General features: G+C 43.6%; 21 protein-coding genes, 2 tRNA genes and 3 rRNA genes. 10 read left to right on the forward strand and 16 right to left on the reverse strand.

All coding sequences use genetic code 11. The annotated features are described in order from the left end of the window. Positions 1-73 precede the first annotated feature (73 nt). Both F975_RS03535 and F975_RS03540 read left to right on the forward strand, forming a co-directional pair. A complete protein-coding gene (locus F975_RS03535) occupies positions 74-772 on the forward strand; it encodes an FKBP-type peptidyl-prolyl cis-trans isomerase (RefSeq protein WP_004750243.1) in 699 nt (232 codons plus the stop codon). Between the two features lie 51 nt (positions 773-823). Further along, on the forward strand, positions 824-1,516 hold the full coding sequence (locus tag F975_RS03540; protein ID WP_004750245.1) for an FKBP-type peptidyl-prolyl cis-trans isomerase: 693 nt from the start codon (positions 824-826) through the stop codon (positions 1,514-1,516). Between the two features lie 46 nt (positions 1,517-1,562). On the opposite strand, the gene murJ is transcribed toward F975_RS03540, so the two are convergent. Both murJ and ampD read right to left on the reverse strand, forming a co-directional pair. Then, complete coding sequence (gene murJ / locus F975_RS03545) at positions 1,563-3,110, reverse strand: murein biosynthesis integral membrane protein MurJ (RefSeq protein ID WP_004750247.1); 1,548 nt, start codon at positions 3,108-3,110, stop codon at positions 1,563-1,565. 70 nt (positions 3,111-3,180) lie between these two features. Beyond that, positions 3,181-3,756, reverse strand: coding sequence for a 1,6-anhydro-N-acetylmuramyl-L-alanine amidase AmpD (gene ampD, locus F975_RS03550; RefSeq protein ID WP_004750249.1), 576 nt, complete (start codon positions 3,754-3,756; stop codon positions 3,181-3,183). A 156-nt stretch (positions 3,757-3,912) separates the two neighbouring features. Between ampD and F975_RS03555 the strand changes: the two genes are divergently transcribed. Continuing rightward, positions 3,913-4,290 carry a diacylglycerol kinase gene (locus tag F975_RS03555; RefSeq protein ID WP_004750252.1) on the forward strand — a complete coding sequence of 126 codons (378 nt, stop codon included), beginning with the start codon at positions 3,913-3,915 and terminating at the stop codon, positions 4,288-4,290. Between the two features lie 37 nt (positions 4,291-4,327). Here the strand turns inward: F975_RS03555 and rph are convergent, their stop codons facing one another. Then, entirely contained in the window at positions 4,328-5,044 is a 717-nt protein-coding gene (gene rph / locus F975_RS03560; RefSeq protein WP_004750254.1) for a ribonuclease PH, read from the reverse strand. A 473-nt stretch (positions 5,045-5,517) separates the two neighbouring features. Between rph and F975_RS03565 the strand changes: the two genes are divergently transcribed. Next, on the forward strand, positions 5,518-6,114 hold the full coding sequence (locus F975_RS03565; RefSeq protein ID WP_004750255.1) for a TetR family transcriptional regulator: 597 nt from the start codon (positions 5,518-5,520) through the stop codon (positions 6,112-6,114). Positions 6,115-6,166: 52 nt separating this feature from the next. Here F975_RS03565 and F975_RS03570 read toward each other — a convergent pair whose 3' ends face one another. Next, complete coding sequence (locus F975_RS03570; protein ID WP_004750257.1) at positions 6,167-6,784, reverse strand: thiol:disulfide interchange protein DsbA/DsbL; 618 nt, start codon at positions 6,782-6,784, stop codon at positions 6,167-6,169. Positions 6,785-6,967: 183 nt separating this feature from the next. On the opposite strand from F975_RS03570, the gene ubiG reads away from it, so the two are divergent. The 4 genes from ubiG (at position 6,968) to F975_RS03590 (ending at position 9,769) form a co-directional block, all read left to right on the forward strand. Beyond that, complete coding sequence (gene ubiG, locus F975_RS03575; RefSeq protein ID WP_004750258.1) at positions 6,968-7,681, forward strand: bifunctional 2-polyprenyl-6-hydroxyphenol methylase/3-demethylubiquinol 3-O-methyltransferase UbiG; 714 nt, start codon at positions 6,968-6,970, stop codon at positions 7,679-7,681. A 3-nt stretch (positions 7,682-7,684) separates the two neighbouring features. Continuing rightward, a complete protein-coding gene (locus F975_RS03580; protein ID WP_004750260.1) occupies positions 7,685-8,356 on the forward strand; it encodes an HAD family hydrolase in 672 nt (223 codons plus the stop codon). 32 nt (positions 8,357-8,388) lie between these two features. Continuing rightward, complete coding sequence (locus F975_RS03585; protein WP_004750262.1) at positions 8,389-9,135, forward strand: YciK family oxidoreductase; 747 nt, start codon at positions 8,389-8,391, stop codon at positions 9,133-9,135. 250 nt (positions 9,136-9,385) lie between these two features. After that, positions 9,386-9,769: an RcnB family protein gene (locus F975_RS03590; protein ID WP_004750264.1), complete on the forward strand. Its 384-nt coding sequence runs from the start codon at positions 9,386-9,388 to the stop codon at positions 9,767-9,769. Positions 9,770-9,795: 26 nt separating this feature from the next. Here the strand turns inward: F975_RS03590 and F975_RS03595 are convergent, their stop codons facing one another. The 4 genes from F975_RS03595 to ribF all read right to left on the reverse strand — a co-directional run bounded on the left by F975_RS03595 (position 9,796) and on the right by ribF (position 14,700). Next, on the reverse strand, positions 9,796-10,278 hold the full coding sequence (locus F975_RS03595) for an FKBP-type peptidyl-prolyl cis-trans isomerase (RefSeq protein WP_004750266.1): 483 nt from the start codon (positions 10,276-10,278) through the stop codon (positions 9,796-9,798). Between the two features lies 1 nt (position 10,279). Then, the gene (gene lspA, locus F975_RS03600) at positions 10,280-10,804 is read right to left on the reverse strand and encodes a signal peptidase II (protein ID WP_004750267.1); all 525 of its coding nucleotides are present in this window, start codon (positions 10,802-10,804) and stop codon (positions 10,280-10,282) included. Next, the gene (gene ileS / locus F975_RS03605) at positions 10,797-13,631 is read right to left on the reverse strand and encodes an isoleucine--tRNA ligase (RefSeq protein WP_004750268.1); all 2,835 of its coding nucleotides are present in this window, start codon (positions 13,629-13,631) and stop codon (positions 10,797-10,799) included. Before ileS ends, lspA begins: the two co-directional genes overlap by 8 nt. Before the next feature lie 67 nt (positions 13,632-13,698). After that, complete coding sequence (gene ribF, locus F975_RS03610; protein WP_004750269.1) at positions 13,699-14,700, reverse strand: bifunctional riboflavin kinase/FAD synthetase; 1,002 nt, start codon at positions 14,698-14,700, stop codon at positions 13,699-13,701. 218 nt (positions 14,701-14,918) lie between these two features. Here ribF and F975_RS03615 point away from each other — a divergent pair, with 218 nt between their 5' ends. Then, positions 14,919-15,491, forward strand: a complete 573-nt coding sequence (locus F975_RS03615; protein ID WP_131381861.1) for a 5'-methylthioadenosine/S-adenosylhomocysteine nucleosidase family protein — start codon at positions 14,919-14,921, stop codon at positions 15,489-15,491. A 16-nt stretch (positions 15,492-15,507) separates the two neighbouring features. Here the strand turns inward: F975_RS03615 and F975_RS03620 are convergent, their stop codons facing one another. The 3 genes from F975_RS03620 to F975_RS03630 form a co-directional block, all read right to left on the reverse strand. Next, the gene (locus F975_RS03620; RefSeq protein WP_004750271.1) at positions 15,508-16,134 is read right to left on the reverse strand and encodes a TetR/AcrR family transcriptional regulator; all 627 of its coding nucleotides are present in this window, start codon (positions 16,132-16,134) and stop codon (positions 15,508-15,510) included. A gap of 128 nt (positions 16,135-16,262) precedes the next feature. Beyond that, the gene (argA, locus tag F975_RS03625; protein ID WP_004750272.1) at positions 16,263-17,621 is read right to left on the reverse strand and encodes an amino-acid N-acetyltransferase; all 1,359 of its coding nucleotides are present in this window, start codon (positions 17,619-17,621) and stop codon (positions 16,263-16,265) included. Positions 17,622-17,948: 327 nt separating this feature from the next. Continuing rightward, positions 17,949-18,893, reverse strand: a complete 945-nt coding sequence (locus F975_RS03630) for a DMT family transporter (protein WP_004750273.1) — start codon at positions 18,891-18,893, stop codon at positions 17,949-17,951. A gap of 107 nt (positions 18,894-19,000) precedes the next feature. Here F975_RS03630 and F975_RS03635 point away from each other — a divergent pair, with 107 nt between their 5' ends. Continuing rightward, the gene (locus F975_RS03635) at positions 19,001-19,894 is read left to right on the forward strand and encodes a LysR substrate-binding domain-containing protein (RefSeq protein ID WP_004750274.1); all 894 of its coding nucleotides are present in this window, start codon (positions 19,001-19,003) and stop codon (positions 19,892-19,894) included. 118 nt (positions 19,895-20,012) lie between these two features. Here the strand turns inward: F975_RS03635 and rrf are convergent. The 5 genes from rrf to F975_RS03660 form a co-directional block, all read right to left on the reverse strand. Continuing rightward, positions 20,013-20,127: ribosomal RNA gene (gene rrf / locus F975_RS03640) — 5S ribosomal RNA — on the reverse strand. A 205-nt stretch (positions 20,128-20,332) separates the two neighbouring features. Beyond that, positions 20,333-23,226: ribosomal RNA gene (locus F975_RS03645) — 23S ribosomal RNA — on the reverse strand. 401 nt (positions 23,227-23,627) lie between these two features. Then, positions 23,628-23,703: transfer RNA gene (locus F975_RS03650), tRNA-Ala, on the reverse strand. 67 nt (positions 23,704-23,770) lie between these two features. After that, a tRNA-Ile gene (locus F975_RS03655) sits at positions 23,771-23,847 on the reverse strand. A gap of 60 nt (positions 23,848-23,907) precedes the next feature. Beyond that, positions 23,908-25,445 (reverse strand): 16S ribosomal RNA (locus F975_RS03660). The 16S, 23S and 5S rRNA genes sit together here with 2 tRNA genes alongside, the layout of an rRNA operon. Positions 25,446-26,159: the final 714 nt, after the last annotated feature.

Below are 26,159 nucleotides of genomic sequence, written 5' to 3' on the forward strand. Positions count from 1 at the left end.
TTATATGCTTAGAGCCACCAATGCCTGCATGATCAGGCAAGCTGTTTTAATCAAATAAAATTGGATTCCTCTTATGAGTAAAGCCTTACCCGTTGCTGTTGCAGTTATTTTAGGCGGCGCTGCACTTGTTCCTGTTTTTTATGCGTCTCAACACCCTGCTCCAGCAAAGACACATCGCGCATCAGCAGGCACGTCATCTGAACCGAAAAAGGTTCTGAGCTATATGCAAGGCTACCAAATGGGTGGTCAGGTTTCTCCTGAAATGGACATTGACGGTTTTGCCCAAGGTCTACGTGACGCTCGCGAACACAAACCACATGCTTATAATGATCAACAAGTTAAAGATGCCATCGTCAACTATCAAAAAGAATTACAAGGCAAACTCAGCAGCTTGCAGGAAAAAAACAAAACTTTCCTGACTGAAAATACCAAGAAAGCGGGTGTAAAAACCACAGCTTCAGGTTTGCAATATGAAATCATCAAACAAGGTACAGGAAAACAAGCAACTGCCAATTCAACTGTAAAAGTGAATTATGAAGGCAAGCTGGTTGACGGTACGGTCTTTGATAGCAGCTATGCACGTGGTGAACCGGCTGAATTCCCACTTGCTGGCACCATTCCAGGCTGGATTGAAGGGATTCCACTACTCAAAGAAGGTGGTAGCATCATGCTTTATGTTCCAGCCAAACTGGCTTATGGTGAACAAGGTAACCAAACCATTCCACCAAACAGCGTATTGATCTTCAAGGTCGATTTACTTGCTGTGAAATAATCAAAACAATGGAGAGTCACAACTCTCCATTTGTATTTTAGGAAGATGATAATGAAAAAAATCCTGAGCTTTGTGTGTGCCTTATCTTGTTTATCCACGCCCGTATGGGCAGCCAGTACCATTGATGCCAATAGCTCGCTTAGCACACAAGCAGGTTATAGTTTTGGCTATCTTTTGGGAAAAAGTAATGCTGAAGCTATACAAGGGCTCGATTTAAATGCCTTTGTTCAGGGCTTGACTGCTGCATCGCACAATCAAAACCCTGCCTTGTCAGAACAGGAAATGGCAAACGCCTTGGCACTTTATAAAAAACAGGCTGAAGCCAAAGACCTTTTACAACATCAGCAGCAAGCTCAAATCAATGCCAAAGCTGGCGCTGACTTTTTAGCCAACAATGCCCACCAAGCTGGCGTGATAACCACGGCTTCAGGTCTGCAATATAAAGTGATCAAAGCTGGTCAAGGCAAAAGTCCGAGCAAAAATAGCACCGTTGAAATTAACTATGAAGGTCGTCTGATTGACGGCACTGTTTTTGATAGCTCAATTGCCCGTGAGCAGGCTGCCACTTTTCGCGTCAGTGAGGTGGTTAGCGGCTTAGCTGAAGGTTTATTGACCATGAAAGAAGGTGGTAAAACCCGCTTCTTTATTCCAGCGAAACTCGGTTACGGTGAAATTGGTGCAGGCGATGCCATTGGCCCCAACAGCACCCTGATTTTTGATGTAGAACTATTAAAAATTAAATAAAAAATGAGTTAAAAAAACCGACACTGTGATGTCGGTTTTTTTATGTTTAATGCTCTGGACGCAGGTGCCCTAGACGAAAGCCTGAAAGAAGCAAACCGATAGCATATGCAGCCGCACCAACCACACACAGTGCTGTCAGCTCTACAATTTTCATCCATGTAGACAAATGTCCATCGTACAGATGCAAACCATACGCCAGTACGCCAGCCATACATAAATTGGCAAAGCCGTATTGGGCAAAAATCTTTTTCCAGTGTGCACCAAAGCGGTAAATATTACGTTTGTGCAAGTAGTAATACAGCATCCCCGCGTTGACAAATGCCGAACCTGAAGATGCAATTCCGAGAGCCATATGCTCAGCATGCCAGTGAATCGATTTAAAGAAGCTAATCAGAATCACGTTTAAAATCGCATTGGCAGCGACTGCCATTAAGCCCACGCGTACTGGTGTTTTGGTATCTTGCTGCGCATAAAAACCAGGAGCAAACACTTTAATCAGCATGAATGCCAACACCCCGCCACTCATACACTGCAATGCCAGTGAGGTCATGTGCGTGTCTTCTGCGGTAAACTCACCGCGCTGGAACAAAGTCTGGATAATCGGCGTTGACAACATAAACAGGGCCACACTAGCAGGCACACCCACCATGATGATGACTCGTGCCGCCCAGTCAATCATGCCACGAAAGCGCTCAAGGTCTTGCTCGGCATGCCGTGCCGACAATGATGGTAAAATCACCGTACCAATCGCCACACCAATTAAACCCAGTGGTAACTCGGTCATACGCTCGGCGCTATACAACCATGACACCGAACCACTTTGCATGAACGATGCCCAAATGGTATTCAGCAGCAAATTGATTTGGGTGACAGATACCCCAAACAGTGCAGGCAGCATCAGCTTGAGAATACGCTCCACCCCTTCATGTTTAAAATCAATGCGCGGTGGAATCAGCAGTTTCTTGCGCCATAACTCAGGAATCTGGATGGTGAGCTGGATAACACCCGCTGCCAGCACCGCCCAGCCCAATGACATGATTGGGGTTTGCAGATACGGCGTCAGCCACCATGCCCCTGCGATCATCACCAGATTCAGCAGCACTGGAGAAAACGCTGGGCTAAAAAATGCGCCGTAACTGTTCAGGATACTGCTGGCAAATGCCGTCAATGACATAAACATCAAGTACGGAATAGTCAAACGGAACATTTCAACCGCTTGTGAAAACTTCTCGGGATCATTATGGAAACCTGGCGCATAGATATACACGATGGCAGGCGCGATGATCATGGCGAGCAAGGTAATCGATGACATCACCACCAACAGGCAGCCAAACACCCGACTAATCAGGATTTGCACTTCTGCATGTAAACGTCCGGTTTTGTACTCAGTCAAAATCGGAATAAAGGCTTGGGAAAATGCACCTTCGGCAAACAGTCGCCTGAAAAAATTGGGAATGCGAAATGCAACTACAAAGACGTCGAATTCTTTGCCTGCACCAAACACGTTCAGCAACACCATGTCACGCACCAGTCCCAACACACGGGACAGCATGGTCATTGCACTCACGATAAAGGTCGACCGCCAAAGCGCCATCGCTTACACCTAAGTCAAATTGGAAGTGGCTATTTTAAAGAAAAGCCTGAACAATTTCGTTATTAATTCTTCAATTTATGTGATTTTCTTTGTGTAACAATTCACGAAAATCTGCCCAGTGGAAATGCATGCCTGGATCGGTTTTACGCTGCGGCGCAATATCGGAGTGCCCCGCAATATGCTGCTGAATCTGTGGATAGGCTCGCTGCAAGGCTGACACGACCTGTGCAAGCACCTGATATTGTACAGATTCAAATGGCAGATCATCACTACCTTCCAGCTCGATACCAATCGAATAATCATTACATTCAGGTACACCCAAATAACTCGAACGTCCAGCATGCCATGCCCGATCATGAAAATTGACAAATTGCAGGACTTCACCTGTTCTTAGAATTAAAAGATGTGCTGAAACCTGCATGCCTTTAATGGTTTGAAAATACGGATGTGCATTCCAGTCCAGTTGATTTTGGAAAAATTGCTGAATGTAGCCTCCTCCAAATTGCGAAGGCGGCAAACTGATATTATGAATCACCACTAGCCGAATCTGCGTTTGAGCAGGACGCTGATTAAAGTTTGGGGAAGGCAACTGCTGCGCACCGCATAACACACCCTCCATCACTTTAAATTTTGTCTGGTTTTGCATCTTGATTTCCGCATTAAATCACATTCAAGCATTTTAACCGAGTCAGACCTGAAGAGCGTAATCTAACAGTCCAAACGCTCTCAGCACGGCGTTATTTTTTACTTTTTACCCGAGGTTGATTAACATACCCCATAGTTTCTTTATTTGTAGACTATCATGGATCCATACTCACCGTTGAAAGGCAAAACGGGCATCAAACGTATTCTGAATGCGACGAGTTACTCAATCGCTGGATTTAAATCTGCCTTTCGCTACGAAGCCGCCTTTCGCCAGATTGTCTTACTGAATATTGCCTTACTTCCGATAAACTTATGGCTCAGTTTGTCAAAATTAGAGCATCTGATTTTGATTTTAGTCGGTTTACTGGCGCTGATTGTTGAATTATTCAATTCTGCAATTGAAGCGGTGGTCGATCGCATTTCTCTAGAGCGTCATCCGTTGGCGAAAAATGCCAAGGATATGGGGAGCGCTGCACAATTTGTGACGCTGAGTATGATTGCAATTGCATGGGCAAGTATTCTTATCTTCAAATAAAAAAGACTCCATACGGAGTCTTTTTTGAGCGATTGACTTACCAGCCTAAAGCTTGTTGCTGTTTTTTGATCAGCTCTTGAATACCTTGCTCAGCCAGTTCTAACATGGCATTACATTGGGTACGGGTAAATGGCTTATCTTCTGCTGTACCCTGAATTTCAATAAACTCACCCGCCTGTGTCATCACCACATTGAGGTCTGTTTGGCAGTTTGAATCTTCTTCATAGCAAAGGTCAAGCAGCACTTCATCTTGGTACATACCCACAGAAATTGCCGCGACCAACCCTTTGAGGGGGTCATGCTTAATTTTCTTTTGCTCAAGCAAAACATTCATGGCATCGACCAGTGCAACCGCAGCACCTGTAATTGCAGCAGTACGTGTACCACCATCGGCCTGAATCACATCACAGTCGATGGTAATGGTATTTTCACCGAGTTTTTTCAGATCAATCATGGCACGCAGACTACGTCCAATCAGACGCTGAATTTCCTGAGTACGACCTGTTTGCTTACCACGTGATGCTTCACGGTCAGAACGGGTATGGGTCGAACGGGGTAACATACCGTATTCTGCTGTCACCCAACCTTGACCTTGACCTTTTAAAAAGCGCGGTACACTGTTATCGATACTTGCGGTACAAAGGACTTTGGTATGACCAAACTCAACGAGAACCGAGCCTTCAGCATAGCGCGTGTAGTTACGTGTAATTTTCACATCACGCAATTGGTTTAATGCCCGTTGGTCAATACGCATAATTTTTCCTTCAGTGTTCAGCCAAAAATTTCACGGGCAAGTATAGCAGAATCCTTGCCAAATTTTAGAAAATGATCTGTTTGACACATCAGGTTCATCTATTGATAAAAATACAACATTTTGAATTTAATTATTTTTTATGCAAAAGAATATTCTTTTTTAATGATGTAAATATTGTTTTCTAAACCAACCTGGCAGAACCCTCAATTTATCATTAAAAACATGAACAACATTGCCCACACATGATCATGATTTGTATCGTGAGACTGATGAAGCGACTTGTGTAGGCACGGCCTACTGTTTTTTTAATCACGTTGATTTCATTCAAACCCAACCTATTACATATAACTATATAACCATATGATTTATATTTAATATTTTTAAAATACATTAAAAACTCACATTTTCTTCACTCGAGAAACGCTATACTTATTGCACAATAGATAGAAAAAAAATTTAAGGATGGACTTGCTATGTCAGTACGTGCAGAACGTAAATTGCAGAGTCAGCAAGCGATTCTGGAACAAGTATTAAAGCTGAACTATGCAGGTCAGTGTTTTAACAGCATTAGTTTACGACAACTGGCACAAGCCGTCGGCATGGTGCCCAGTGCTTTTTATCGTTATTTTCCGAACAAGGAGCAATTGGCAATTGAACTGGTGGATCAAACCTCTTTAATTATCAAAAGCCACCTAACTCAGTTCTCGGAGCATATCCAACATAAAAACAGTGAAATACTCGAAACACATTTATCGTTGTTTTGTAGTCAGATCCAGCAAAAAGCTGCTCATTGGCATTTTTTTATTGTGGAACGTTGGGGAGGTGGAAGCTTTCTTAAAGAAAAAATCCGTCAGGAAGTGATATTTTTAATTGATGATCTGGCACAACTTATCAGTAAAAAATATGCAGGACAATGGCTGGATCACCAGCAACCGCTAGCATTCGCAGAGCTCTGCATTGAACTGCATTTTGCCTGGATCATCAAATGGCTGCATAGTCATGAAACCCAGCAAAAAGATCAGTTATTGCACTGTTTCATACAACAACTTCAGTATATTCACTTTCCTTAAGCCCATAAAAAAGCGTATGTCACCATACGCTTTTAACCAAACACCTAACAGGTTATTTGCTATGGCGCTCTTTGTTAATCAAGTAGCTCACCACTTGAGACACTTTACCATCTTCACCTTGAACTACATATTTACCGTTCACCACAACTGCAGGCACACCTGTTAATTTATATTGAGCAGCGAGTTGATTGGACTGGGCAACTTTGGCAGTGACTGCAAAAGAACTATAGGCTTCGTTAAATTTTGCTGCTGGCACACCATATTTGGTAAAAAATTGGGCTGCTGAAGCCTGATCAAAAATTTGCTGGTTTTTCAAATGAATGGCATCAAACAAAGCCAAATGGGTACGTTTACGCACGCCCAATTGTTCAGATGCATAATAAGTACGCGCACCTGACTCCCAAACTGGGTTCATGGCGGCAGGAGAACGGACAAAATTCACATCTTTAGGTAATTTTTTCAACCATGACTGCATATATGGTTCTAATTTAAAGCAGTGTGGACAACCGTACCAAAAAAATTCACGAACTTCGATTTTCCCCGGAACATCAACCTTACCAGGATTTTGTAAAACCGTATAATCTTTACCCGCAACAAAATCTGCCGCCATCGCGTTGGCTGAAAATGCCATAACTGTTGCAGCTAAGCCATTGATAATGAATTTTTTCATTGATTGATGTTTCCTTATATAAGATTTTGACTAGCTTAGCTGTTAACTATAAAACATCTATGCAAAAAACGTTTTGTTTCTGTCAACTTTTTTACAGCTTTTATCGCTTTTTTCCCAAGACGCGCTACACTAGCAACGAAAACAAATCTTTTAAAAATGAAGCACTGTACTGAGGTGAAGGTCATGTCACAGCTGAATGTTGATCCACAAGAAATTGCAAAATTCGAAGCTCTCGCGGCCAAATGGTGGGACCAGCATTCCGAATTCAAGCCCTTGCATCAGATCAACCCGTTACGCTTAAACTGGATTGATGAATTGTCTGGCGGCTTACGTGGCAAAAAAGTTTTAGATGTCGGTTGCGGTGGCGGTATTTTGGCGGAAAGCATGGCACGTCGTGGCGCAGCAGAAGTACTTGGTATTGACATGGGTGAAGCACCGCTGGCGGTGGCACGTTTACATGCCGAACAAGAACAGGTCACCAATATCCAATATCGTCAAATTCCTGTCGAACAGCTTGCCGAAGAACAGGCAGGTCAATATGATGTCGTGACTTGTATGGAAATGCTGGAGCATGTGCCCGACCCTACTTCGATTATTCAGGCTTGCCAAAAGCTGGTGAAGCCAAACGGTCACGTATTTTTCTCGACCATTAACCGCAATCCAAAATCATATCTGTTTGCCATTATTGGGGCGGAATACCTGCTACGGATGCTGCCAAAAGGTACGCATGATTATCATAAATTTATTCGTCCATCCGAATTAGCCACGGACATTGCAGCAGCAGGTTTGAAACTGAAACAAATGACGGGCTTACATTACAATCCACTCACCAAACATTATTGGCTCGCACCCAATGTTGATGTGAACTATATGGTGTATACACAAAATCTGGTCTAAGCAATGAAAGCAGTCTTATTTGATTTAGATGGTACGCTGATTGACACAGCAGCCGACTTTATCCGCATCATTCAAAGCATGTGTCGTGAACAGCAACGCCCAGTCGTGGACGCCGATTGCATTCGCAGTCAGGTGTCTGAAGGCGCACGTGCCATGGTGAAACTGGTCTATCCAGAGCTGGCTGTTGATGATGCAACCTTCTTGGCACATCGCCAAGACTTTCTGGAGCGTTATGGTCAACAGATTGTGGTGGATACCGATCTGTTTGAAGGCATGTATCCATTGCTTGAAATGCTGGAACAGCACCAGATTCCTTGGGGTATTGTCACCAACAAACCGCGCAATCTGAGCGAGTCTTTATTAGAAGCACTAAATTTACAACAGCGTTGCTCGGTTTTGGTCTGCCCTGATGATGTCACGCATGCCAAACCACACCCAGAACCGATGTTTTTAGCTGCCAAACAGCTTGAGATCGACCCGCAGCAGATTATTTATGTGGGTGATCATCCGCGTGATATCGAAGCAGGTCGCAATGCAGAAATGTATACAATTCTTGCCGCTTATGGTTATCTACCTGTACAGCAGCGTGATAACTTACAGGCATGGCAAGCCGACTGCATTATTGAAAATGTGCCTCAGCTTCAGCAAGTATTGCAGCAACATCTAAAAATTTAATAACCAAATCAATGACAAATGGAGGTTTCATAATGAAATATTCAGAATATCAACCTCGAACTGACTTATTAAAAGACAAAATTATTTTAATTACAGGGGCGGGTGAGGGTATTGGGCGTGCAGCAGCCATTAGTTATGCCTTACATGGTGCAACGGTGGTACTGCATGGACGAACGCTTAAAAAACTTGAAGTGATTTATGATGAAATTGAAAGCTTAGGCGCACCACAACCCGCGATTCTCCCCTTGCAACTCTCCACTGCATCTAGCCGTGAATATGAACACTTGGTCGATACTCTGGAACACCAGTTTGGTCGCCTCGATGGTATTTTGCATAATGCCGGCATTTTAGGCGAACGTGTGGCTCTGGCAGATTATCCAGTCGATGTCTGGGATGAAGTCATGGCGGTTAATTTGCGTGCACCGTTTATTTTGACGCAAACACTGTTACCCCTCTTACAAAAATCAGAAAGTGCTTCTGTGGTATTTGCTTCCTCAGGTGTGGGGCGTGAAGCGCGTGCCATGTGGGGCGCTTATTCGATTTCAAAAGTTGCCATTGAAGCCATGAACAAAATTTTTGCCAGTGAAAATAGCTTCACCAACATTCGCTACAACTGCATTAATCCTGGGGCAACTCGTACTGCAATGCGTGCCAAAGCTTTCCCACAAGAAGACCAGCTCAGCTTACCAACACCAGAAAGCCTGATGCCCGCGTATTTATACCTCATGGGAGAAGATAGCATCGGCATGAATGGTCAAAGTATTAACGCACAAGAATGATTTTATCGAACGATAAAATCATTATTTTGACATTGCACCTCTTATACCCTCGCCTCAAACATCAGCATCTTTAAATTAAGGTGCTGTTTTTTAGATCATAATGATCTTAAAATTTGCATAAAAATCTTGAATATAGCCAATATTCCAATATTTTTAAAAAAATCATGTCATGATCTTCACAGTTTCTCTGCATTTTTTTTATACAGTAGTCAAGCCAGCTAGGCATACGTAATACATTCGAGGAAGCAAAATGAAACAAAGTTTAACAGCGATAGCACTATGCTTGACTGTTTGGCTAAGTATCCCCGTTGCTTTTGCAGGTCCACCGCATGGTGGAAATTCGGGTCATGGTGGCGGAGACTTTTTTGATTCTGCAAATGAGTACCGTGATGCTGTTTCATTGCAAGATTTACAAGAGCGTCGCCGCCAACGTGAAGAGCGTGGTTTTGAGCGCTTAAAACAACTCAAGTGGCAAACAGGCTATACCATGCCACAGCACTACCGTAGCGACCGTTACAAAGTCGATTATAATTATTATCAGCTACCTAGACCTAAGCATGGGCAGCAGTGGTATAAAGTCAATAATGACTACTTGCTCATTGATGATGACAATACCATTATTCAGGTACATTAAAAAAAGCTCCCGAAGGAGCTTTTTTCTTACATGATTTTAATGCCTTGCTGCCCTGCTGGCGTCACCTTAAAAATTTCGACTTCAAAGGTAATATTCTTGCCAGCCAAAGGATGGTTAAAATCGATTTCAGTAATATTATCATTCACCGATTTCACCACACCAAACAAGCTTGATTTGGCTTTGTCTTCAAATTCAATCATGTGTCCAACCACTGGACGCTGTTCAAATTTAACTGTATCGAAACGCTGAATATTTTCAGGGTTCCAAGGACCAAACGCATCTTCAGGTGGTAAATGCACGGTACGGCGATCACCTGCACGTAAACCAAATAGTGCCTTTTCAAAACTAGGTAACAAGTTACCATCACCAATCACCAGACTGACTGGCTCTTCTCGGTTACGGGTATTGTCAATTTCCACACCATTTTCAATCGCAACTGAAAAATGCAAATCAACTTTTGAACCTTCGCTGACGCGGGTCTCTTCATTGGGATTAATAATTTCAACCATCTTAGTTTTTTACATCCGCTTTACGCTGCTTTTCCAAAAATAACGTGTCGATTAACAACAAAATCGTTCCCAAGGTAATCGCACTATCGGCAACATTAAACGCTGGGAAGTTGTGATTTTGATAATAGACATGAATAAAATCAACAACGTAACCCAAAGTTACCCGATCAATCAAATTACCTAGCGCACCACCTAAAATTAAGGCAATTGCTGCAGGTAAAACCTTCATGTATTTCGGCATACGCATCAGCCAAAATACAAAAATCAAAGACACGAGCCCAGCCAGTCCCATAAACAAATAACGCTGCCAGCCGCCTGCATCAGACAAGAAGCTAAAAGCTGCGCCATAGTTATGTAGCAATGTCCAGTTTAAAAAGGGCATCACAGGAACAGGTTGCGCATACATCAAAGCGGTACTGGCAATGTGTTTGGTCCATTGATCCAGCCCGATGGCTAGGGCAGACAGCCCCAACCACAGGATGTTATACGCATCAAATACTAAACCCTTGTTTTGAGGATTAGGCATACTTTCTCTCTTCGCCAGAACCGGCAACATTCACAATACAACGAGAACATAAACCAGGATGCGCTGCATGTGTGTTGACATCTGGTAAGACATGCCAGCAACGCGCACACTTCTCACCTTCAGCAGCAGACACCTGAACACGTAATCCGTCTAGCTCAGTTGCTTCGCCTTGTTCTGCAAAAGCATGAACTGCCACTTGTGAAGTAATCAACACAAAACGGAGTTCATCACCCAGTTTGTTGAGTACCGCAGCAAGTTCAGGTTGCGCCCAAAGCTCAACTTTCGCCGACAAATTACTGCCGATGAGTTTAGCGTTACGCGCCACTTCAATTTGTTTATTTACTGCGGATTTGACTTGAATTAATGTTTGCCAATCCGCTTCTGACAACAGGTTAGCTGTCACGGTTGGAATGCTGTACCACTCAGTCGTAAACACATACTGTTCAGATTGCTCTGGAATCAGTGGCCATGCTTCTTGTGCCGTAAAGCTCAAGATTGGGCTCATCCAACGAACAAAAGCTTGTACCAGATGATACAAGGCAGTTTGTGCAGAATGACGCGCTTGTGAATTTGCATTGGTGGTGTACTGACGATCTTTAATGATGTCGAGGTAGAAACCACCCAAGTCATTGATACAGAAGTTGGTCAAGGCACTGCACACCACGTGGAAGTTCATTTCGTCATAAGCTTGGGTAATGACTTTTTGAACTTCGTTGGCACGTTGCAAGATGTATTGATCCAGTGCGATCAATTGCTCAACAGGCAGTAAATCAGTGCTTGGTTTGAAACCGTTTAAGTTTGCCAACAAGAAACGTAAAGTGTTACGAATACGGCGATAGCTGTCGCTGACACGGCTAAAGATTTCTTTAGATGCTGCAATTTCATAGCGGTAATCGCTTGATGCCACGTATAAACGTAGACCGTCAGCACCCAACTGTTTGATGATTTCTTCCAGTGGAATATAGTTGCCTAAAGATTTAGACAATTTACGCCCTTTCTCATCCACCGTAAAACCATGTGTCAATAACGCTTTGTACGGCGCGCGGTTGTGGATTGCCATAGACGTCAACAATGAAGACTGGAACCAGCCACGATGTTGGTCTGAACCTTCTAGGTACAAGTCAGCAGGGCTTTGTAGCTCATCACGTTGCTCAAGTACCGCATAGTGCGTTGTACCAGAGTCAAACCAGACGTCTAACGTGTCACGTACAGGATTATATTGTTCCGCATCATCACCCAAGAAGTCTTGAGCGCCACGGTTAAACCATGCATCAATGCCTTCTTGTTCAATCAGCTTCGCCACATCTTCAATCAGTTCAGGCGTACGCGGGTGCAATTCATTGGTATCTTTATGCACAAAGAACGGAATTGGCACACCCCATGTACGTTGACGTGAAATACACCAGTCTGGGCGACCATCAATCATCGATTGAATACGGTTTTGCCCCCAGTTTGGTACAAATTGAATGTCTTTTTCAATTGCATTCAATGCACCGTCACGTAGACCTTTGGCATCCATGCTGATAAACCATTGTGGTGTTGCACGGAAAATGATTGGAGTTTTGTGACGCCAGCAGTGTGGGTAGCTGTGCTTAATCGGATTGTGTGCCCAAAGACGACCTGTTTCACCCAATGCAGCAATAATTTTTGGATTGGCTTTATAAATGTGCTCGCCTGCAAAAATTGGGGCAGTTGGCAAATACACACCATTACCACCTACAGGATTGTCCACCTTCAGGTTATAGATCAGACCAACCTTATAGTCGTCGACACCATGCCCTGGGGCAGTATGCACTGCACCTGTACCGCTATCGGCAGTGACGTGTTCACCCAAAATTACAGGCACTTGGCGCTCTGCGATCAGTGGGTGTTGCAGCTGTAGGTTTTCCAGTTTTGCACCAACAAAATCAGCCAAAACTACAGGATTTTCTAATTTATAACGCTCACATGCAGACTCAACCAAGCCTTTTGCCAAGACAAGGTTTTGCGTGCCACGATCAGTCTGTACTTGAACCAATTGATATTCAATTTCAGCATGCAAAGCAACTGCTTGGTTCGCTGGCAATGTCCACGGTGTGGTTGTCCAGATCACAAAATCGGTTGGATCTTTAACTTCAACGCCTAAACGCGCTGACAAATCAGCAAGATCAACCACAGAGAAACCGACGTCAATCGCATCAGATTTTTTGTCTTCGTACTCAACTTCGGCTTCTGCCAATGCTGAACCACAATCCAGACACCAGTTGACTGGTTTTAAACCAGGCTGAATGTGACCATTTTTCTGGATTGCCCCCAAAGCACGCACAATATCGGCTTCTTGCTTGAAGTTCATGGTCAAATAAGGATTGTCCCAATCGCCCAAAATACCCAGACGTTTGAAGTCATTGCGCTGGATATCGATTTGCTCTAAGGCATATTCGCGGCAGTGTTTACGGAAAGTTGCAGCATCAACTTTTTCACCGACTTTACCGACTTTTTCTTCGACTTTGAGTTCGATTGGCAAACCGTGACAGTCCCAACCTGGCACATACGGTGCATCAAAACCATCTAAAGTGCGGCTTTTAACAATAATATCTTTGAGAACTTTGTTGACCACGTGCCCAAGGTGAATCTGACCATTGGCATACGGAGGGCCATCGTGAAGCACATATTTTTTCTTGCCAATACGCGAAGCACGAATCTGCTGATAAATGTTGTCAGCGTACCACTCTTCTAACCATTTTTGTTCACGTACTGCCAAATTTGCTTTCATTGCAAATTCAGTACCTGGCAGATTCAATGTGGCTTTATAATCCACTGCATTTTCAGGTGTTTGCTTATCGCTCATGCAAGTTGCTTCCAGTTCTGTCTGCGCTAACGCCGACACGTTGTACCATCAAGATTAAAACTAAAATTTAAAAAGGAAATTCGTTGTGTTGCTCACGAAACGTGCGTAATTGTACAACATCATCCTGAATTCCGGCTTTGAGTGCTTCTAAAGAAGGATAATTCCGTTCACCATGCAAAAAGTGTAAGAATGTCACTCGCATTAATAAACCATACAGATTAGCAGAAACCTCAGGAAAATGTACTTCTAAACGCCATTGCGGATGTTCCTGACGAATCGCAGGACGCGTCCCGACATGTCCAGCACCAAACAGTGCTGTCGGCTGATAACCTTGTACTCCAAGCTGCTCAGGTGAGTCTTGGCGGACTTTGGCATCGAGTGCTGTCGTTTCACAGACCACATCAACTGCATAAATCCCGTTGATACATGGACGATGACGGTTTAAACGTACATTAATCGTCGGGAAATCAATGGTTCGTCCAATCTGGTCACCATATTGTACCCGCCCCGTAATGCTATAAGGTCGACCCAGCAGGCGTGCAGCCAATGCCAGATCTCCCTTTTGCAAGGTTTCACGAATACGGGTCGAACTAACCCGCTCACCATCAAGTTCTACGGTATGTAGATTGGTGACGCTAAACCCATACTGACGTAAAAACTCGGCATTGCCCTGACGGTTTTTGCCAAAATGAAAATCATCACCCAACACCAAATGCTGGGCATTGAGTTGTTGTTTTAAAAGTTCTGAAAATTGCTCGGCACTCAAGCTACGAAAGTGATTGTCAAATTTGGCAATCACCACATAATCCACGCCCAGTTCGCTTAAATATTCGACTTTTTCACGCAATGAAGTAATACGCGGCGGGGCCTGATAACCTTTAAAGAACTCCAAAGGTTGTGGTTCAAAAATCATCACTGCGGTCTGTAGTTGCTCAGCTTGAGCAATCTCTTTCAACTGAGCAATCATGGACTGATGCCCAAGGTGCACACCGTCAAAGTTGCCGATGGTGACGGCAGTCTTTGGCAAATCTAAATCGGCTGTCATTACATTCAAACGAAGTAGCTTCATGGCACTTTTAAAAATTGATGATTTCAAAGCCAACTATTGTGCCATATTCTGATCAATTCGTCTTGTGGTTGTTTTTATCAAATTTTAATGATTAAAAACATATATTTATCTATAAAAAATTATGTTTATTTCGAACAAACAAACTTACCCTATCTCTTACAGATCAGCACAATTTGGTTATACTAAACACGCAGCCTTAACTCCGAAGAGAAGATCGATTGAACACTTTGCATGACCATGCCCTGATTATGGCACTCCCAAGCGAATCGCAAGGTTATTTTGAACAACATGGCATTCCAGTACACTATAGCGGTATTGGTAAGATCAATGCGGCATTTAAAGCTTATGATGTGATTCAGCGCACAGGTTGTAAAACCTTGATCAACTTTGGTACAGCCGGTAGCTCAAGCTTTCCACGCCATGCACTGGTCGAAGTTCAACAATTTGTTCAACGCGATATGGATGTTTCTCCACTTGGCTTTCCTATTGGCACCACGCCAATGGATGATGATCACCCAGCAGAAATTGAACTCGATCGTTATTTTCTTGAGCTGCCACATGCAGTCTGCGGCACAGGCGATTCCTTTGAAACAGGTTTACCTAAAGTGCACTGTCAGGTGGTCGACATGGAAGGTTATGCACTGGCAAAAGTCTGTAAAAAGTTAGGCGTGCGCCTGATTTCAGTCAAATATATTACCGATGGTGCAGACGATACTGCACATCTCGACTGGCAGGATAATCTAAAAGTGGGCGCAGAAAAACTCTTGCAGCTCTATCAAAAACACTTTTAAATTTGATCCTTCAGCATCATTCTTCATGCGCTGGTGAAGTCAGACTACCGTGTAATAGCATCGCTACGGTATGCTGAATCGCACGCTGGTGAAAGCTGCGATTACGTAAGGTTTTACCTAGAATGGCAGCAAATTGTGCATCAAAATCGGCATAACTTTGGGTAATTGACCATAAATTCAAAACAAATAACTCAGGGTCTATGTGTGCTGCCATTTTACCTTCAGCCTGCCATTGTTGTAGCACTTTCAGTTTACGCTTGACGTGTTTTTTAATTGAACCTTTCAGCACCGTCTGAATATATGGCGCGCCCTGAATAATTTCCAGAGCAAACAGTTTCGATGCTTTTGGATTAGTTTTTGAAAACTCAATTTTCTGGGTAATATATTGCGTTAAAATTTCCTCTGGAGCCAAGCCCGACTCAAACAATTGCAGTGGCTCAATCCATTTTTGAAGAACAGACATCAACACTTCGACGTACAGCGCCTCTTTATTTTCATAATAATAGAAAATATTCGACTTGTGCATATGTGCCAGCTGAGCAATTTCATCCAGACTTGCCCCATTAAAACCGTACACAGAAAATACATCTAAGGCAGCACTTAAAAGTTTATTACGTTTTTGCGTACTTTTCTTTAGTTCCATTGCCAACACAACAATTTCAGAGAAATGATTTTGATTGTAGAGCAATTCTGTGAATTTGTGCACTCATCTTGTCAGGAAAAGTGCTATTCCATAAAAATAAAATGGGATTTAAAAACTGCATCGAAATTTCAGATTATCTTTTTAAATACCAAGGAATTACGCTGATAGTTATATAGTGCTTGTCGAGCATTTGGTAAATCATCGACTGTGGCATGGCTAAAGCCTTGTTCCAAGAACCAATGGGCTGTGCGCGTGGTTAAAACAAAGAGCTGACGAATATTTAACGTACGGGCTTTTTCTTCAAGAAAATGTAAAATCTGACTACCACGATTTGACTTACGATAACTTGGGTGTACCGCCACACAAGCAATTTCTGCTGATGCCATTTCATCTGCTGTCGTTGGAATCGGATATAGAGCAGCACAAGCCAAAATCGTTCCATCACGCTCAATCACCGCAAACTGATTAATCTCGGTTTCTAAACGTTCACGCGAACGGTAGACTAAAATCCCCTGTTCTTCGAGTGGACGAAGTAAGTTAATTAAACCACCAACATCCTGAATATTTGCCATACGCACTTCTTCATAATGAGCATCAGTCACCATTGTTCCTATCCCATCACGGGTAAATAGTTCCTGAATTAATGCACCATCATGTGCATAAGGCAAAACATGCACCCGCTGCACGCCACTCAATGCTGCATCTTTTGCCCCTTGCAAATACAGCGCCATTTGACTTTGAGCTTGCTGATATTGCGTAATATATTGATCGAGTTGATGTGGCACAATTTCGCGCTGTAACTGCCCTTGCGAGTTTAACACCCCATTCTGATTACCCAAGAAAATCAACTTTTCAGCTTTGAGCGCAATCGCTGTTTTGGTTGCCACTTCTTCTGCCAGTAAATTAAATACTTCACCCGTGGTTGAATAGCCCACTGGACCTAACAGAACAATATTATGTCGCTCCAGCAGACGGGTCATCGCATCTACATCGACACTACGCACCTCTCCTGTCAGTTGAAAGTCGATACCATCGCGAATGCCATACGGTTTTGCAGTCACCAAATTGCCCGACACCACATCAATCCGTGCACCAAACATCGGAGAATTTGCTAATCCCATCGATAGCAACGCTTCGATTTGCATACGTGCTGCCCCCACTGCCTGCATCACAAAAGGCAATGCTTCACGAGTAGTAATCCGACGCACATCATGAAATGGCGTTTGCAAATGCTGAATTTGTAGTTGGGCATTAATTTGCGGGCGAGCACCATACACCAGTACCAAACGAATGCCTAACGAATGTAGTAATGCAATATCATGAATAATATATTGAAAATTCTCATGCTGGATGGCTTCACCATCAAACATCACCACAAAGGTTTTATTACGATGCGCATTAATATACGGCGCGGAATGACGAAACCAATGCAAATAATCCTGCGTATTTTGATGAACAATCGCAGTAGAATCTTGTATTTTTTGCATAGTGGTCTCAAAGGTATGGCATATCTCCAATATTCTAAACAAAAAACTGCGAAGAAACAGTGCTTGCAGCAGCTACATTTTGATGTGTTCATTAAATCGAATATTTGATTATTACAACTTTGTCAGCGATTGCTTACATGAGTTAGGGCTGTCAGCGGCTATGGTACATCCCTGTTCTTGATTAAGATAAAACCATACAGAAACAGGACGTTTCTTAATTAAAAGAATAAAAAATCTAGGTATGGAAACCTTATGATACGACAAGGAGTTGTATCCTCGGTGAATAATCAAAAAAAGCCTCAATAGGATGTTGAGGCTTTTTTTGGTTTATACCTGAGCTTTTTGCATTATTTGCACGCGCATATATAAGCGGATCACCCAAAATACACCACCTAAAATACAACCGATTGCAATCGTTTCCAATAAACTTGGCAATCGTCCTGCAAAAATATAAGAATAGCTACACGCAAACAATGTCTCAAAAACCATCAGTTGACCACCCAAACTGATTGGCAAACGTCTGGTTGAAGCACTCCATAAAGCATTCGCTATCCATGAACCTGCTATTGCCAAAAATAAACTCACAGCACCAAATGTCAGCCACTGCTGGGTCGTTTGCTGTAAAAACCAAGCTTTGGGCATAATAACAATTGTTAAAATTGCAGCAGGTAACGCGATTAACCCTGTCATAATCCCCATTAAACTTGACCATTCATGACTATTGAATGCGCTTTCTTTTAAATAACGTGCATTATGAATCGCAAACCATGACCAACTTCCTACTGCCGCAACAACACAAAACATGCCAAAAATTCGCTGCGCAGTACTCGAATGTACCCCTGAAAATACATCAGGAATAAAATTAACCAGAATTAAGCCCAGTGCTACCATACAAAGTGGCAGCTTTAACTGTGAAAATGGCAAACTCGACTGCTCACCTCTCCCTAAAAAAGCAATCGATACAGGCATTAATCCATTAATTAACGACGTCATGGTAATTCCAGCAAACTGTACCGCAGTACCAATACAAGCAAAATACAAAATATTACCTGCAATCGAGAGCTGAATTAACTTATAAATATCTGCTTTACCAAGTTTTTTTATTAGCTTTTTTAAACTAGGCAACGCCAAAGCGAAAGAAATTAGCCCATACAGAACAAAGCGCACACTACTAATCAGTATGGGATTAAATTCAGGAATAAACCATGGGACAACAATTGTTCCACCCCATAAAGCACAGGCTAAAATCGCAAAAATAATGCCTTGTCGCATACTGATTTTTCCTAAAAATAAAACAGCAGCATAAACAGATCTCAGCAAAATGACTAAAGATCATTTAGAATTTACCTATTCCTCAAAGGAATAACAGGGATTTTAAAATGAGTCGCTATATAAAAAAATTACCACCGCTTGAAACCCTGATTGCATTTGAATCAGTAGGAAGACATGGCAGCTTTACCCAAGCAGCAACAGAGCTGTATCTGACACAAAGTGCGGTCAGCAAGCAGATTCGACAACTTGAAGATGCTTTAAAAATTCAGCTATTTGAACGTAAACCACGTGGTGTCATACTAACGCCTGCGGGGGAAGAGTTACATCAGACCACACAACAGATATTTGAAAAATTACAACATAAAATCATAAAGTTACAAAAAACCCATCAACCAAACTGCGTCACTATTCTTGCAACACATGCACTTACTCAATTTTGGTTATTTCCCAAATTGGTTGAATTTCATAAAGCTTATCCAGATATTACGGTACATGTCGATGCAATTAACACGATGGATGAATCCAGTTTCACCCATTACGATCTTGGCATTTTATATGGTGCGGGGCATTGGTCATCACTACATAGCCAATGCTTGATTCCTGAAGTTATCTATCCTGTGGCTCATCCTGATATCGATATTTCTCAGATTCATAGCTTACAGGACTTAGCTAAAGTTCCTTTAGTGCAAATCAATGCCAGCGCATGGGACTGCTTAGATTGGAAAGACTGGTTTCAACACTTTAATATGCCCTACCAAATTGCTCTGGGAAGCCCAACTTTCAACCAACTTACACTGGCTTTTCATGCAGTACAACAAGGTATGGGGATAGGACTAGCATGGAGCTTTATGGCAGATGAACTGGTACATACAGGGAAATTACAGCAAGTCACAGAATTTAAGTGTAATACAGGCAATGGAGAATTTTTAGTGTATGAAAAACATCGCAAATTAGGTGAAGCAGCCCAAATCTTTCACGATTGGCTTATTAAATCAATTTAGATCTATTCACTATCACCATTTAGCAAATTTTAAACTGACTTATGGATTTTAAAATAACCCATAATCCACGCATAAAAAAGCACCCCCAACGGTTAAGTTGAGGGTGCCTGGAATAATGAGCTGGCGATGACTTACTCTCACATGGGTAACCCCACACTACCATCAGCGCTAAGAGGTTTCACTTCTGAGTTCGGGAAGGGATCAGGTGGTTCACTCTTGCTATGGTCGCCAGCACAACTGTTATGGACATTTTCGGGTTTTATGCTCAGATCACGTTGATCTTGTTGCTACCGTACTGTGTACCAAATGAGTTATTAACAAATTGGTTTGTTGAGTCTTACTTTAAGCAGTTCATTTTAGCGTTTTGCTTAACTTAATCAAGCTGTTTTGCTGTTTTATGAATCGATTGAGCTTTATATACAACTGCTTGGGTGTTGTATAGTCAAGCCTCACGAGCAATTAGTATTGGTCAGCTTCACATATCACTATGCTTCCACACCCAACCTATCAACGTCCTAGTCTCGAACGGCTCTTTAGAGGAATAAATTCCTAGGGAAATCTTATCTTGAGGTAGGCTTCCCGCTTAGATGCTTTCAGCGGTTATCCCTTCCGAACATAGCTACCCGGCGATGCGACTGGCGTCACAACCGGTACACCAGAGGTTCGTCCACTCTGGTCCTCTCGTACTAGGAGCAGATCCTCTCAAATTTCCAGCGCCCACGGTAGATAGGGACCGAACTGTCTCACGACGTTCTAAACCCAGCTCGCGTACCTCTTTAAATGGCGAACAGCCATACCCTTGGGACCTGCTTCAGCCCCAGGATGAGATGAGCCGACATCGAGGTGCCAAACACCGCCGTCGATATGAACTCTTGGGCGGTATCAGCCTGTTATCCCCAGAGTACCTTTTATCCGTTGAGCGATGGCCCTTCCATACAGAACCACCGGATCACTAAGACCTACTTTCGTACCTGCTCGACTTGTGGGTCTCGCAGTTAAGCGCGCTTTTGCCTTTATACTCTACGCGTGATTTCCGACCACGCTGAGCGCACCTTCGTACTCCTCCGTTACTCTTTAGGAGGAGACCGCCCCAGTCAAACTACCCACCAGACATGGTCCTCGCTCCAGATTATGGAGCAGAGTTAGAACCTCAATATTACCAGGGTGGTATTTCAAGGATGGCTCCATTGGAACTGGCGTCCCAACTTCAAAGCCTCCCACCTATCCTACACAAGTAAGATCAAAGTTCAATGTCAAGCTGCAGTAAAGGTTCACGGGGTCTTTCCGTCTAGCCGCGGGGACACCGCATCTTCACGGCGAATTCGATTTCACTGAGCCTCTGCTGGAGACAGCGCCGCCATCATTATGCCATTCGTGCAGGTCGGAACTTACCCGACAAGGAATTTCGCTACCTTAGGACCGTTATAGTTACGGCCGCCGTTTACTGGGGCTTCGATCAAGAGCTTCGCTTACGCTAACCCCATCAATTAACCTTCCAGCACCGGGCAGGCATCACACCCTATACGTCCACTTTCGTGTTTGCAGAGTGCTATGTTTTTAATAAACAGTTGCAGCGGCCTGGTTTCTGTGGCTGCCAACAGCTCATCCCGCAAGGAGAATCACCGTCAGCAGCGTACCTTCTCCCGAAGTTACGGTACCATTTTGCCTAGTTCCTTCAGCAGAGTTCTCTCAAGCGCTTTGGTCTACTCGACCTGACCACCTGTGTCGGTTTAGGGTACGATTCCTGTGTAACTGAAGCTTAGAGACTTTTCTTGGAAGCATGGTATCAGCCACTTCACTGTACAAGTACAGCTTGCTATCAACTCTCAGCATAGAGCACCCCGGATTTGCCTAAGATGCATGCCTACTGTCTTCCACCTGGACAACCAACGCCAGGCTGACCTAACCTTCTCCGTCCTCTCATCGCATTACACAGAAGTATTGGAATATTAACCAATTTCCCATCGACTACGCCTTTCGGCCTCGCCTTAGGGGTCGACTCACCCAGCCCCGATTAACGTTGGACTGGAACCCTTGGTCTTTCAGCGAACGGGTTTTTCACCCGTTTTGTCGTTACTCACGTCAGCATTCGCACTTCTGATACCTCCAGCAGACTTCTCAATCCACCTTCATCGGCTTACAGAACGCTCCCCTACCACTTACGCATAAGCGTAAATCCGCAGCTTCGGCACATAGTTTTAGCCCCGTTACATCTTCCGCGCAGGCCGACTCGACTAGTGAGCTATTACGCTTTCTTTAAAGGGTGGCTGCTTCTAAGCCAACCTCCTAGCTGTCTATGCCTTCCCACATCGTTTCCCACTTAACTATGATTTTGGGGCCTTAGCTGGCGGTCTGGATTGTTTTCCTCTTGACTACGGACGTTAGCACCCGCAGTCTGTCTCCCGGATAGTACTCATAGGTATTCGGAGTTTGCATCGGTTTGGTAAGTCGGGATGACCCCCTAGCCGAAACAGTGCTCTACCCCCTATGGTATTCGTCCGAGGCGCTACCTAAATAGCTTTCGGGGAGAACCAGCTATCACCGAGTTTGATTAGCCTTTCACCCCTATCCACAAGTCATCCCCCGGCTTTTCAACGACGGTGGGTTCGGTCCTCCAGTTAGTGTTACCCAACCTTCAACCTGCTCATGGATAGATCACCCGGTTTCGGGTCTATACCCAGCGACTAAAACGCCCTATTAAGACTCGATTTCTCTACGGCTCCCCTATTCGGTTAACCTCGCCACTGAATATAAGTCGCTGACCCATTATACAAAAGGTACGCAGTCACACCACGAAGGTGCTCCCACTGCTTGTATGCATGCGGTTTCAGGATCTATTTCACTCCCCTCACAGGGGTTCTTTTCGCCTTTCCCTCACGGTACTAGTTCACTATCGGTCAGTCAGGAGTATTTAGCCTTGGAGGATGGTCCCCCCATATTCAGACAAGGTTTCACGTGCCTCGCCTTACTCGTCATCATTATATGTGCCCTTTCGTGTACGGGACTATCACCCTCTACGGTTGCACTTCCCAGAGCATTCCGCTAAAACACATATAACTTAATGGGCTGATCCCCGTTCGCTCGCCGCTACTGAGGGAATCTCAATTGATTTCTTTTCCTAAGGGTACTGAGATGTTTCACTTCCCCTCGTTCGCCTTGCAACACTATGTATTCATGTTGCAATACCTACCTTATGGTAAGTGGGTTTCCCCATTCAGACATCTCCGGATCACAGGATATTTGCCGCCTCCCCGAAGCTTTTCGCAGGCTATCACGTCTTTCATCGCCTCTGACTGCCAAGGCATCCACCACATGCACTTAATTACTTGACTATACAACCCCAAACAGTCGTTATTACCTACAAGTAGTAATAAGACATGATCAATGATTTCTCATCAATCTCTTACAGTTTGAAGTACTGTGAACTTAATCACTGTACAGCTTCAATCTAATTCATATACCAAAACGCTTGATTCAGTTAATTTGCTAGTTCTCATTTCAATTCTTAATTAAACCGTAACACTTACGCATTACTGTCAATCTTGAATTAAATGAGTTGAACAATTTATTTCAGACTCAATTTTACCAATCTGTTAATGAGTTAATGTGTCCTCGTCGGATCACACTAATACCGTGATACTTAAATCACAGAAGTTAATAAAATTAAAACCCTTAGGTTTTTCTCTTACTAAATTCTGTAATCTTTAGCTCGAATTCTAATCTTCAGAATTCGTGGTGGAGACTAACGGAGTCGAACCGTTGACCTCCTGCGTGCAAAGCAGGCGCTCTACCAACTAAGCTAAGTCCCCAGCTTATCATTTCGATTTGTATATCTAAGTTTCTGTAACCTTGATCTCTCAATCTCAGTTGTAGACTTGGTGGGTCTGACAAGACTTGAACTTGTGACCCCACGCTTATCAAGCGTGTGCTCTAACCAACTGAGCTACAGACCCATTCGATATACCAGAAGAACAACTTGTTGTGGATTCTTACCAATCAATCCGTCTTTTCGTTAAGGAGGTGATCCAGCCGCAGGTTCCCCTACGGCTACCTTGTTACGACTTCACCCCAGTCATCGGCCACACCGTGGTAACCGCCCTCATTGCTGTTAGGCTAGCTACTTCTGGTGCAACAAACTCCCATGGTGTGACGGGCGGTGTGTACAAGGCCCGGGAACGTATTCACCGCGGCATTCTGATCCGCGATTACTAGCGATTCCGACTTCATGGAGTCGAGTTGCAGACTCCAATCCGGACTACGATCGGCTTTTTGAGATTAGCATCCTATCGCTAGGTAGCAACCCTTTGTACCGACCATTGTAGCACGTGTGTAGCCCTGGCCGTAAGGGCCATGATGACTTGACGTCGTCCCCGCCTTCCTCCAGTTTGTCACTGGCAGTATCCTTAAAGTTCCCGACATTACTCGCTGGCAAATAAGGAAAAGGGTTGCGCTCGTTGCGGGACTTAACCCAACATCTCACGACACGAGCTGACGACAGCCATGCAGCACCTGTATCTAAGTTCCCGAAGGCACCAATCCATCTCTGGAAAGTTCTTAGTATGTCAAGGCCAGGTAAGGTTCTTCGCGTTGCATCGAATTAAACCACATGCTCCACCGCTTGTGCGGGCCCCCGTCAATTCATTTGAGTTTTAGTCTTGCGACCGTACTCCCCAGGCGGTCTACTTATCGCGTTAGCTGCGCCACTAAGGTCTCAAAGACCCCAACGGCTAGTAGACATCGTTTACGGCATGGACTACCAGGGTATCTAATCCTGTTTGCTCCCCATGCTTTCGTACCTCAGCGTCAGTATTAGGCCAGATGGCTGCCTTCGCCATCGGTATTCCTCCAGATCTCTACGCATTTCACCGCTACACCTGGAATTCTACCATCCTCTCCCATACTCTAGCTAACCAGTATCGAATGCAATTCCCAAGTTAAGCTCGGGGATTTCACATTTGACTTAATTAGCCGCCTACGCACGCTTTACGCCCAGTAAATCCGATTAACGCTTGCACCCTCTGTATTACCGCGGCTGCTGGCACAGAGTTAGCCGGTGCTTATTCTGCGAGTAACGTCCACTTACTTTGGGTATTAACCAAAGAAGCCTCCTCCTCGCTTAAAGTGCTTTACAACCAAAAGGCCTTCTTCACACACGCGGCATGGCTGGATCAGGGTTCCCCCCATTGTCCAATATTCCCCACTGCTGCCTCCCGTAGGAGTCTGGGCCGTGTCTCAGTCCCAGTGTGGCGGATCATCCTCTCAGACCCGCTACAGATCGTCGCCTTGGTAGGCCTTTACCCCACCAACTAGCTAATCCGACTTAGGCTCATCTATTAGCGCAAGGTCTAATGATCCCCTGCTTTCTCCCGTAGGACGTATGCGGTATTAGCGTTCCTTTCGAAACGTTGTCCCCCACTAATAGGCAGATTCCTAAGCATTACTCACCCGTCCGCCGCTAAATCCAGGAGCAAGCTCCCTTCATCCGCTCGACTTGCATGTGTTAAGCCTGCCGCCAGCGTTCAATCTGAGCCATGATCAAACTCTTCAGTTTAAAATCATTGCACTTTACTAAAAGTGCTAAATCTGGCTCATTAATCTTACTGACTAAAAATTCGCTCAAATAAACTTCGAGAAATTTCTACCAATTCAATCAATGAAATATATATTCGACTGATCAACCAGTAAAAATCCACACAAGTTGTTCTTCCAATTCTCTTAATGATCTTCTCGATGATTCGTCATCATCAAGCTAGGTCGGCTATGTTACTCTATTTTATGATAAAGTCAACAGGTAATTTCGATATTTTTAAAACTCATTCAATCAACCTAAAATCTAACTTATCAAGCTAAATCCTTGTTAATCAACAAGTTTTTATCTGCATCACCGCCGATGGATACGCATTATAGACCATAACCATTCTAACGCAACCCTTTTTTCAACCCAATAATATCATCTGTCTCTTTTTTATACTCAATTAAATTTAACTTATTGTTATATATAATGTTTTATTTTAAATAAAAATACTCTTTTTTATAAGATAACTATTATCCTTTTTTGTATAGCCTAAAAATTTAACTGGAATTATAAAAACATCATCATGATTTATTTAACATCCTTAAAACTCTCCACCACAAAAACTCAGTGATCGAATTAGCTATTACATATAACTGACTCAATATAACTCCAAAATCTGAAAGTCAGAAAATTCCAAATAGCGAATAGCGAATAGCGAATAGCGAATAGCGAATAGCGAATAGCGAATAG

Origin of the sequence: Acinetobacter brisouisimilis, assembly GCF_000368265.1 — a bacterium.
Lineage (GTDB): Bacteria > Pseudomonadota > Gammaproteobacteria > Pseudomonadales > Moraxellaceae > Acinetobacter.

What these genes read in the sequence shown, in the direction of transcription:
- F975_RS03535 (WP_004750243.1), top strand. Translation starts at nt 74, where the DNA reads ATGAGTAAAGCCTTACCCGTTGCTGTTGCAGTTATTTTAGGCGGCGCT.
- F975_RS03540 (WP_004750245.1), top strand. Translation starts at nt 824, where the DNA reads ATGAAAAAAATCCTGAGCTTTGTGTGTGCCTTATCTTGTTTATCCACG.
- murJ (WP_004750247.1), bottom strand. Translation starts at nt 3,110, where the DNA reads ATGGCGCTTTGGCGGTCGACCTTTATCGTGAGTGCAATGACCATGCTG.
- ampD (WP_004750249.1), bottom strand. Translation starts at nt 3,756, where the DNA reads ATGCAAAACCAGACAAAATTTAAAGTGATGGAGGGTGTGTTATGCGGT.
- F975_RS03555 (WP_004750252.1), top strand. Translation starts at nt 3,913, where the DNA reads ATGGATCCATACTCACCGTTGAAAGGCAAAACGGGCATCAAACGTATT.
- rph (WP_004750254.1), bottom strand. Translation starts at nt 5,044, where the DNA reads ATGCGTATTGACCAACGGGCATTAAACCAATTGCGTGATGTGAAAATT.
- F975_RS03565 (WP_004750255.1), top strand. Translation starts at nt 5,518, where the DNA reads ATGTCAGTACGTGCAGAACGTAAATTGCAGAGTCAGCAAGCGATTCTG.
- F975_RS03570 (WP_004750257.1), bottom strand. Translation starts at nt 6,784, where the DNA reads ATGAAAAAATTCATTATCAATGGCTTAGCTGCAACAGTTATGGCATTT.
- ubiG (WP_004750258.1), top strand. Translation starts at nt 6,968, where the DNA reads ATGTCACAGCTGAATGTTGATCCACAAGAAATTGCAAAATTCGAAGCT.
- F975_RS03580 (WP_004750260.1), top strand. Translation starts at nt 7,685, where the DNA reads ATGAAAGCAGTCTTATTTGATTTAGATGGTACGCTGATTGACACAGCA.
- F975_RS03585 (WP_004750262.1), top strand. Translation starts at nt 8,389, where the DNA reads ATGAAATATTCAGAATATCAACCTCGAACTGACTTATTAAAAGACAAA.
- F975_RS03590 (WP_004750264.1), top strand. Translation starts at nt 9,386, where the DNA reads ATGAAACAAAGTTTAACAGCGATAGCACTATGCTTGACTGTTTGGCTA.
- F975_RS03595 (WP_004750266.1), bottom strand. Translation starts at nt 10,278, where the DNA reads ATGGTTGAAATTATTAATCCCAATGAAGAGACCCGCGTCAGCGAAGGT.
- lspA (WP_004750267.1), bottom strand. Translation starts at nt 10,804, where the DNA reads ATGCCTAATCCTCAAAACAAGGGTTTAGTATTTGATGCGTATAACATC.
- ileS (WP_004750268.1), bottom strand. Translation starts at nt 13,631, where the DNA reads ATGAGCGATAAGCAAACACCTGAAAATGCAGTGGATTATAAAGCCACA.
- ribF (WP_004750269.1), bottom strand. Translation starts at nt 14,700, where the DNA reads ATGAAGCTACTTCGTTTGAATGTAATGACAGCCGATTTAGATTTGCCA.
- F975_RS03620 (WP_004750271.1), bottom strand. Translation starts at nt 16,134, where the DNA reads ATGGAACTAAAGAAAAGTACGCAAAAACGTAATAAACTTTTAAGTGCT.
- argA (WP_004750272.1), bottom strand. Translation starts at nt 17,621, where the DNA reads ATGCAAAAAATACAAGATTCTACTGCGATTGTTCATCAAAATACGCAG.
- F975_RS03630 (WP_004750273.1), bottom strand. Translation starts at nt 18,893, where the DNA reads ATGCGACAAGGCATTATTTTTGCGATTTTAGCCTGTGCTTTATGGGGT.
- F975_RS03635 (WP_004750274.1), top strand. Translation starts at nt 19,001, where the DNA reads ATGAGTCGCTATATAAAAAAATTACCACCGCTTGAAACCCTGATTGCA.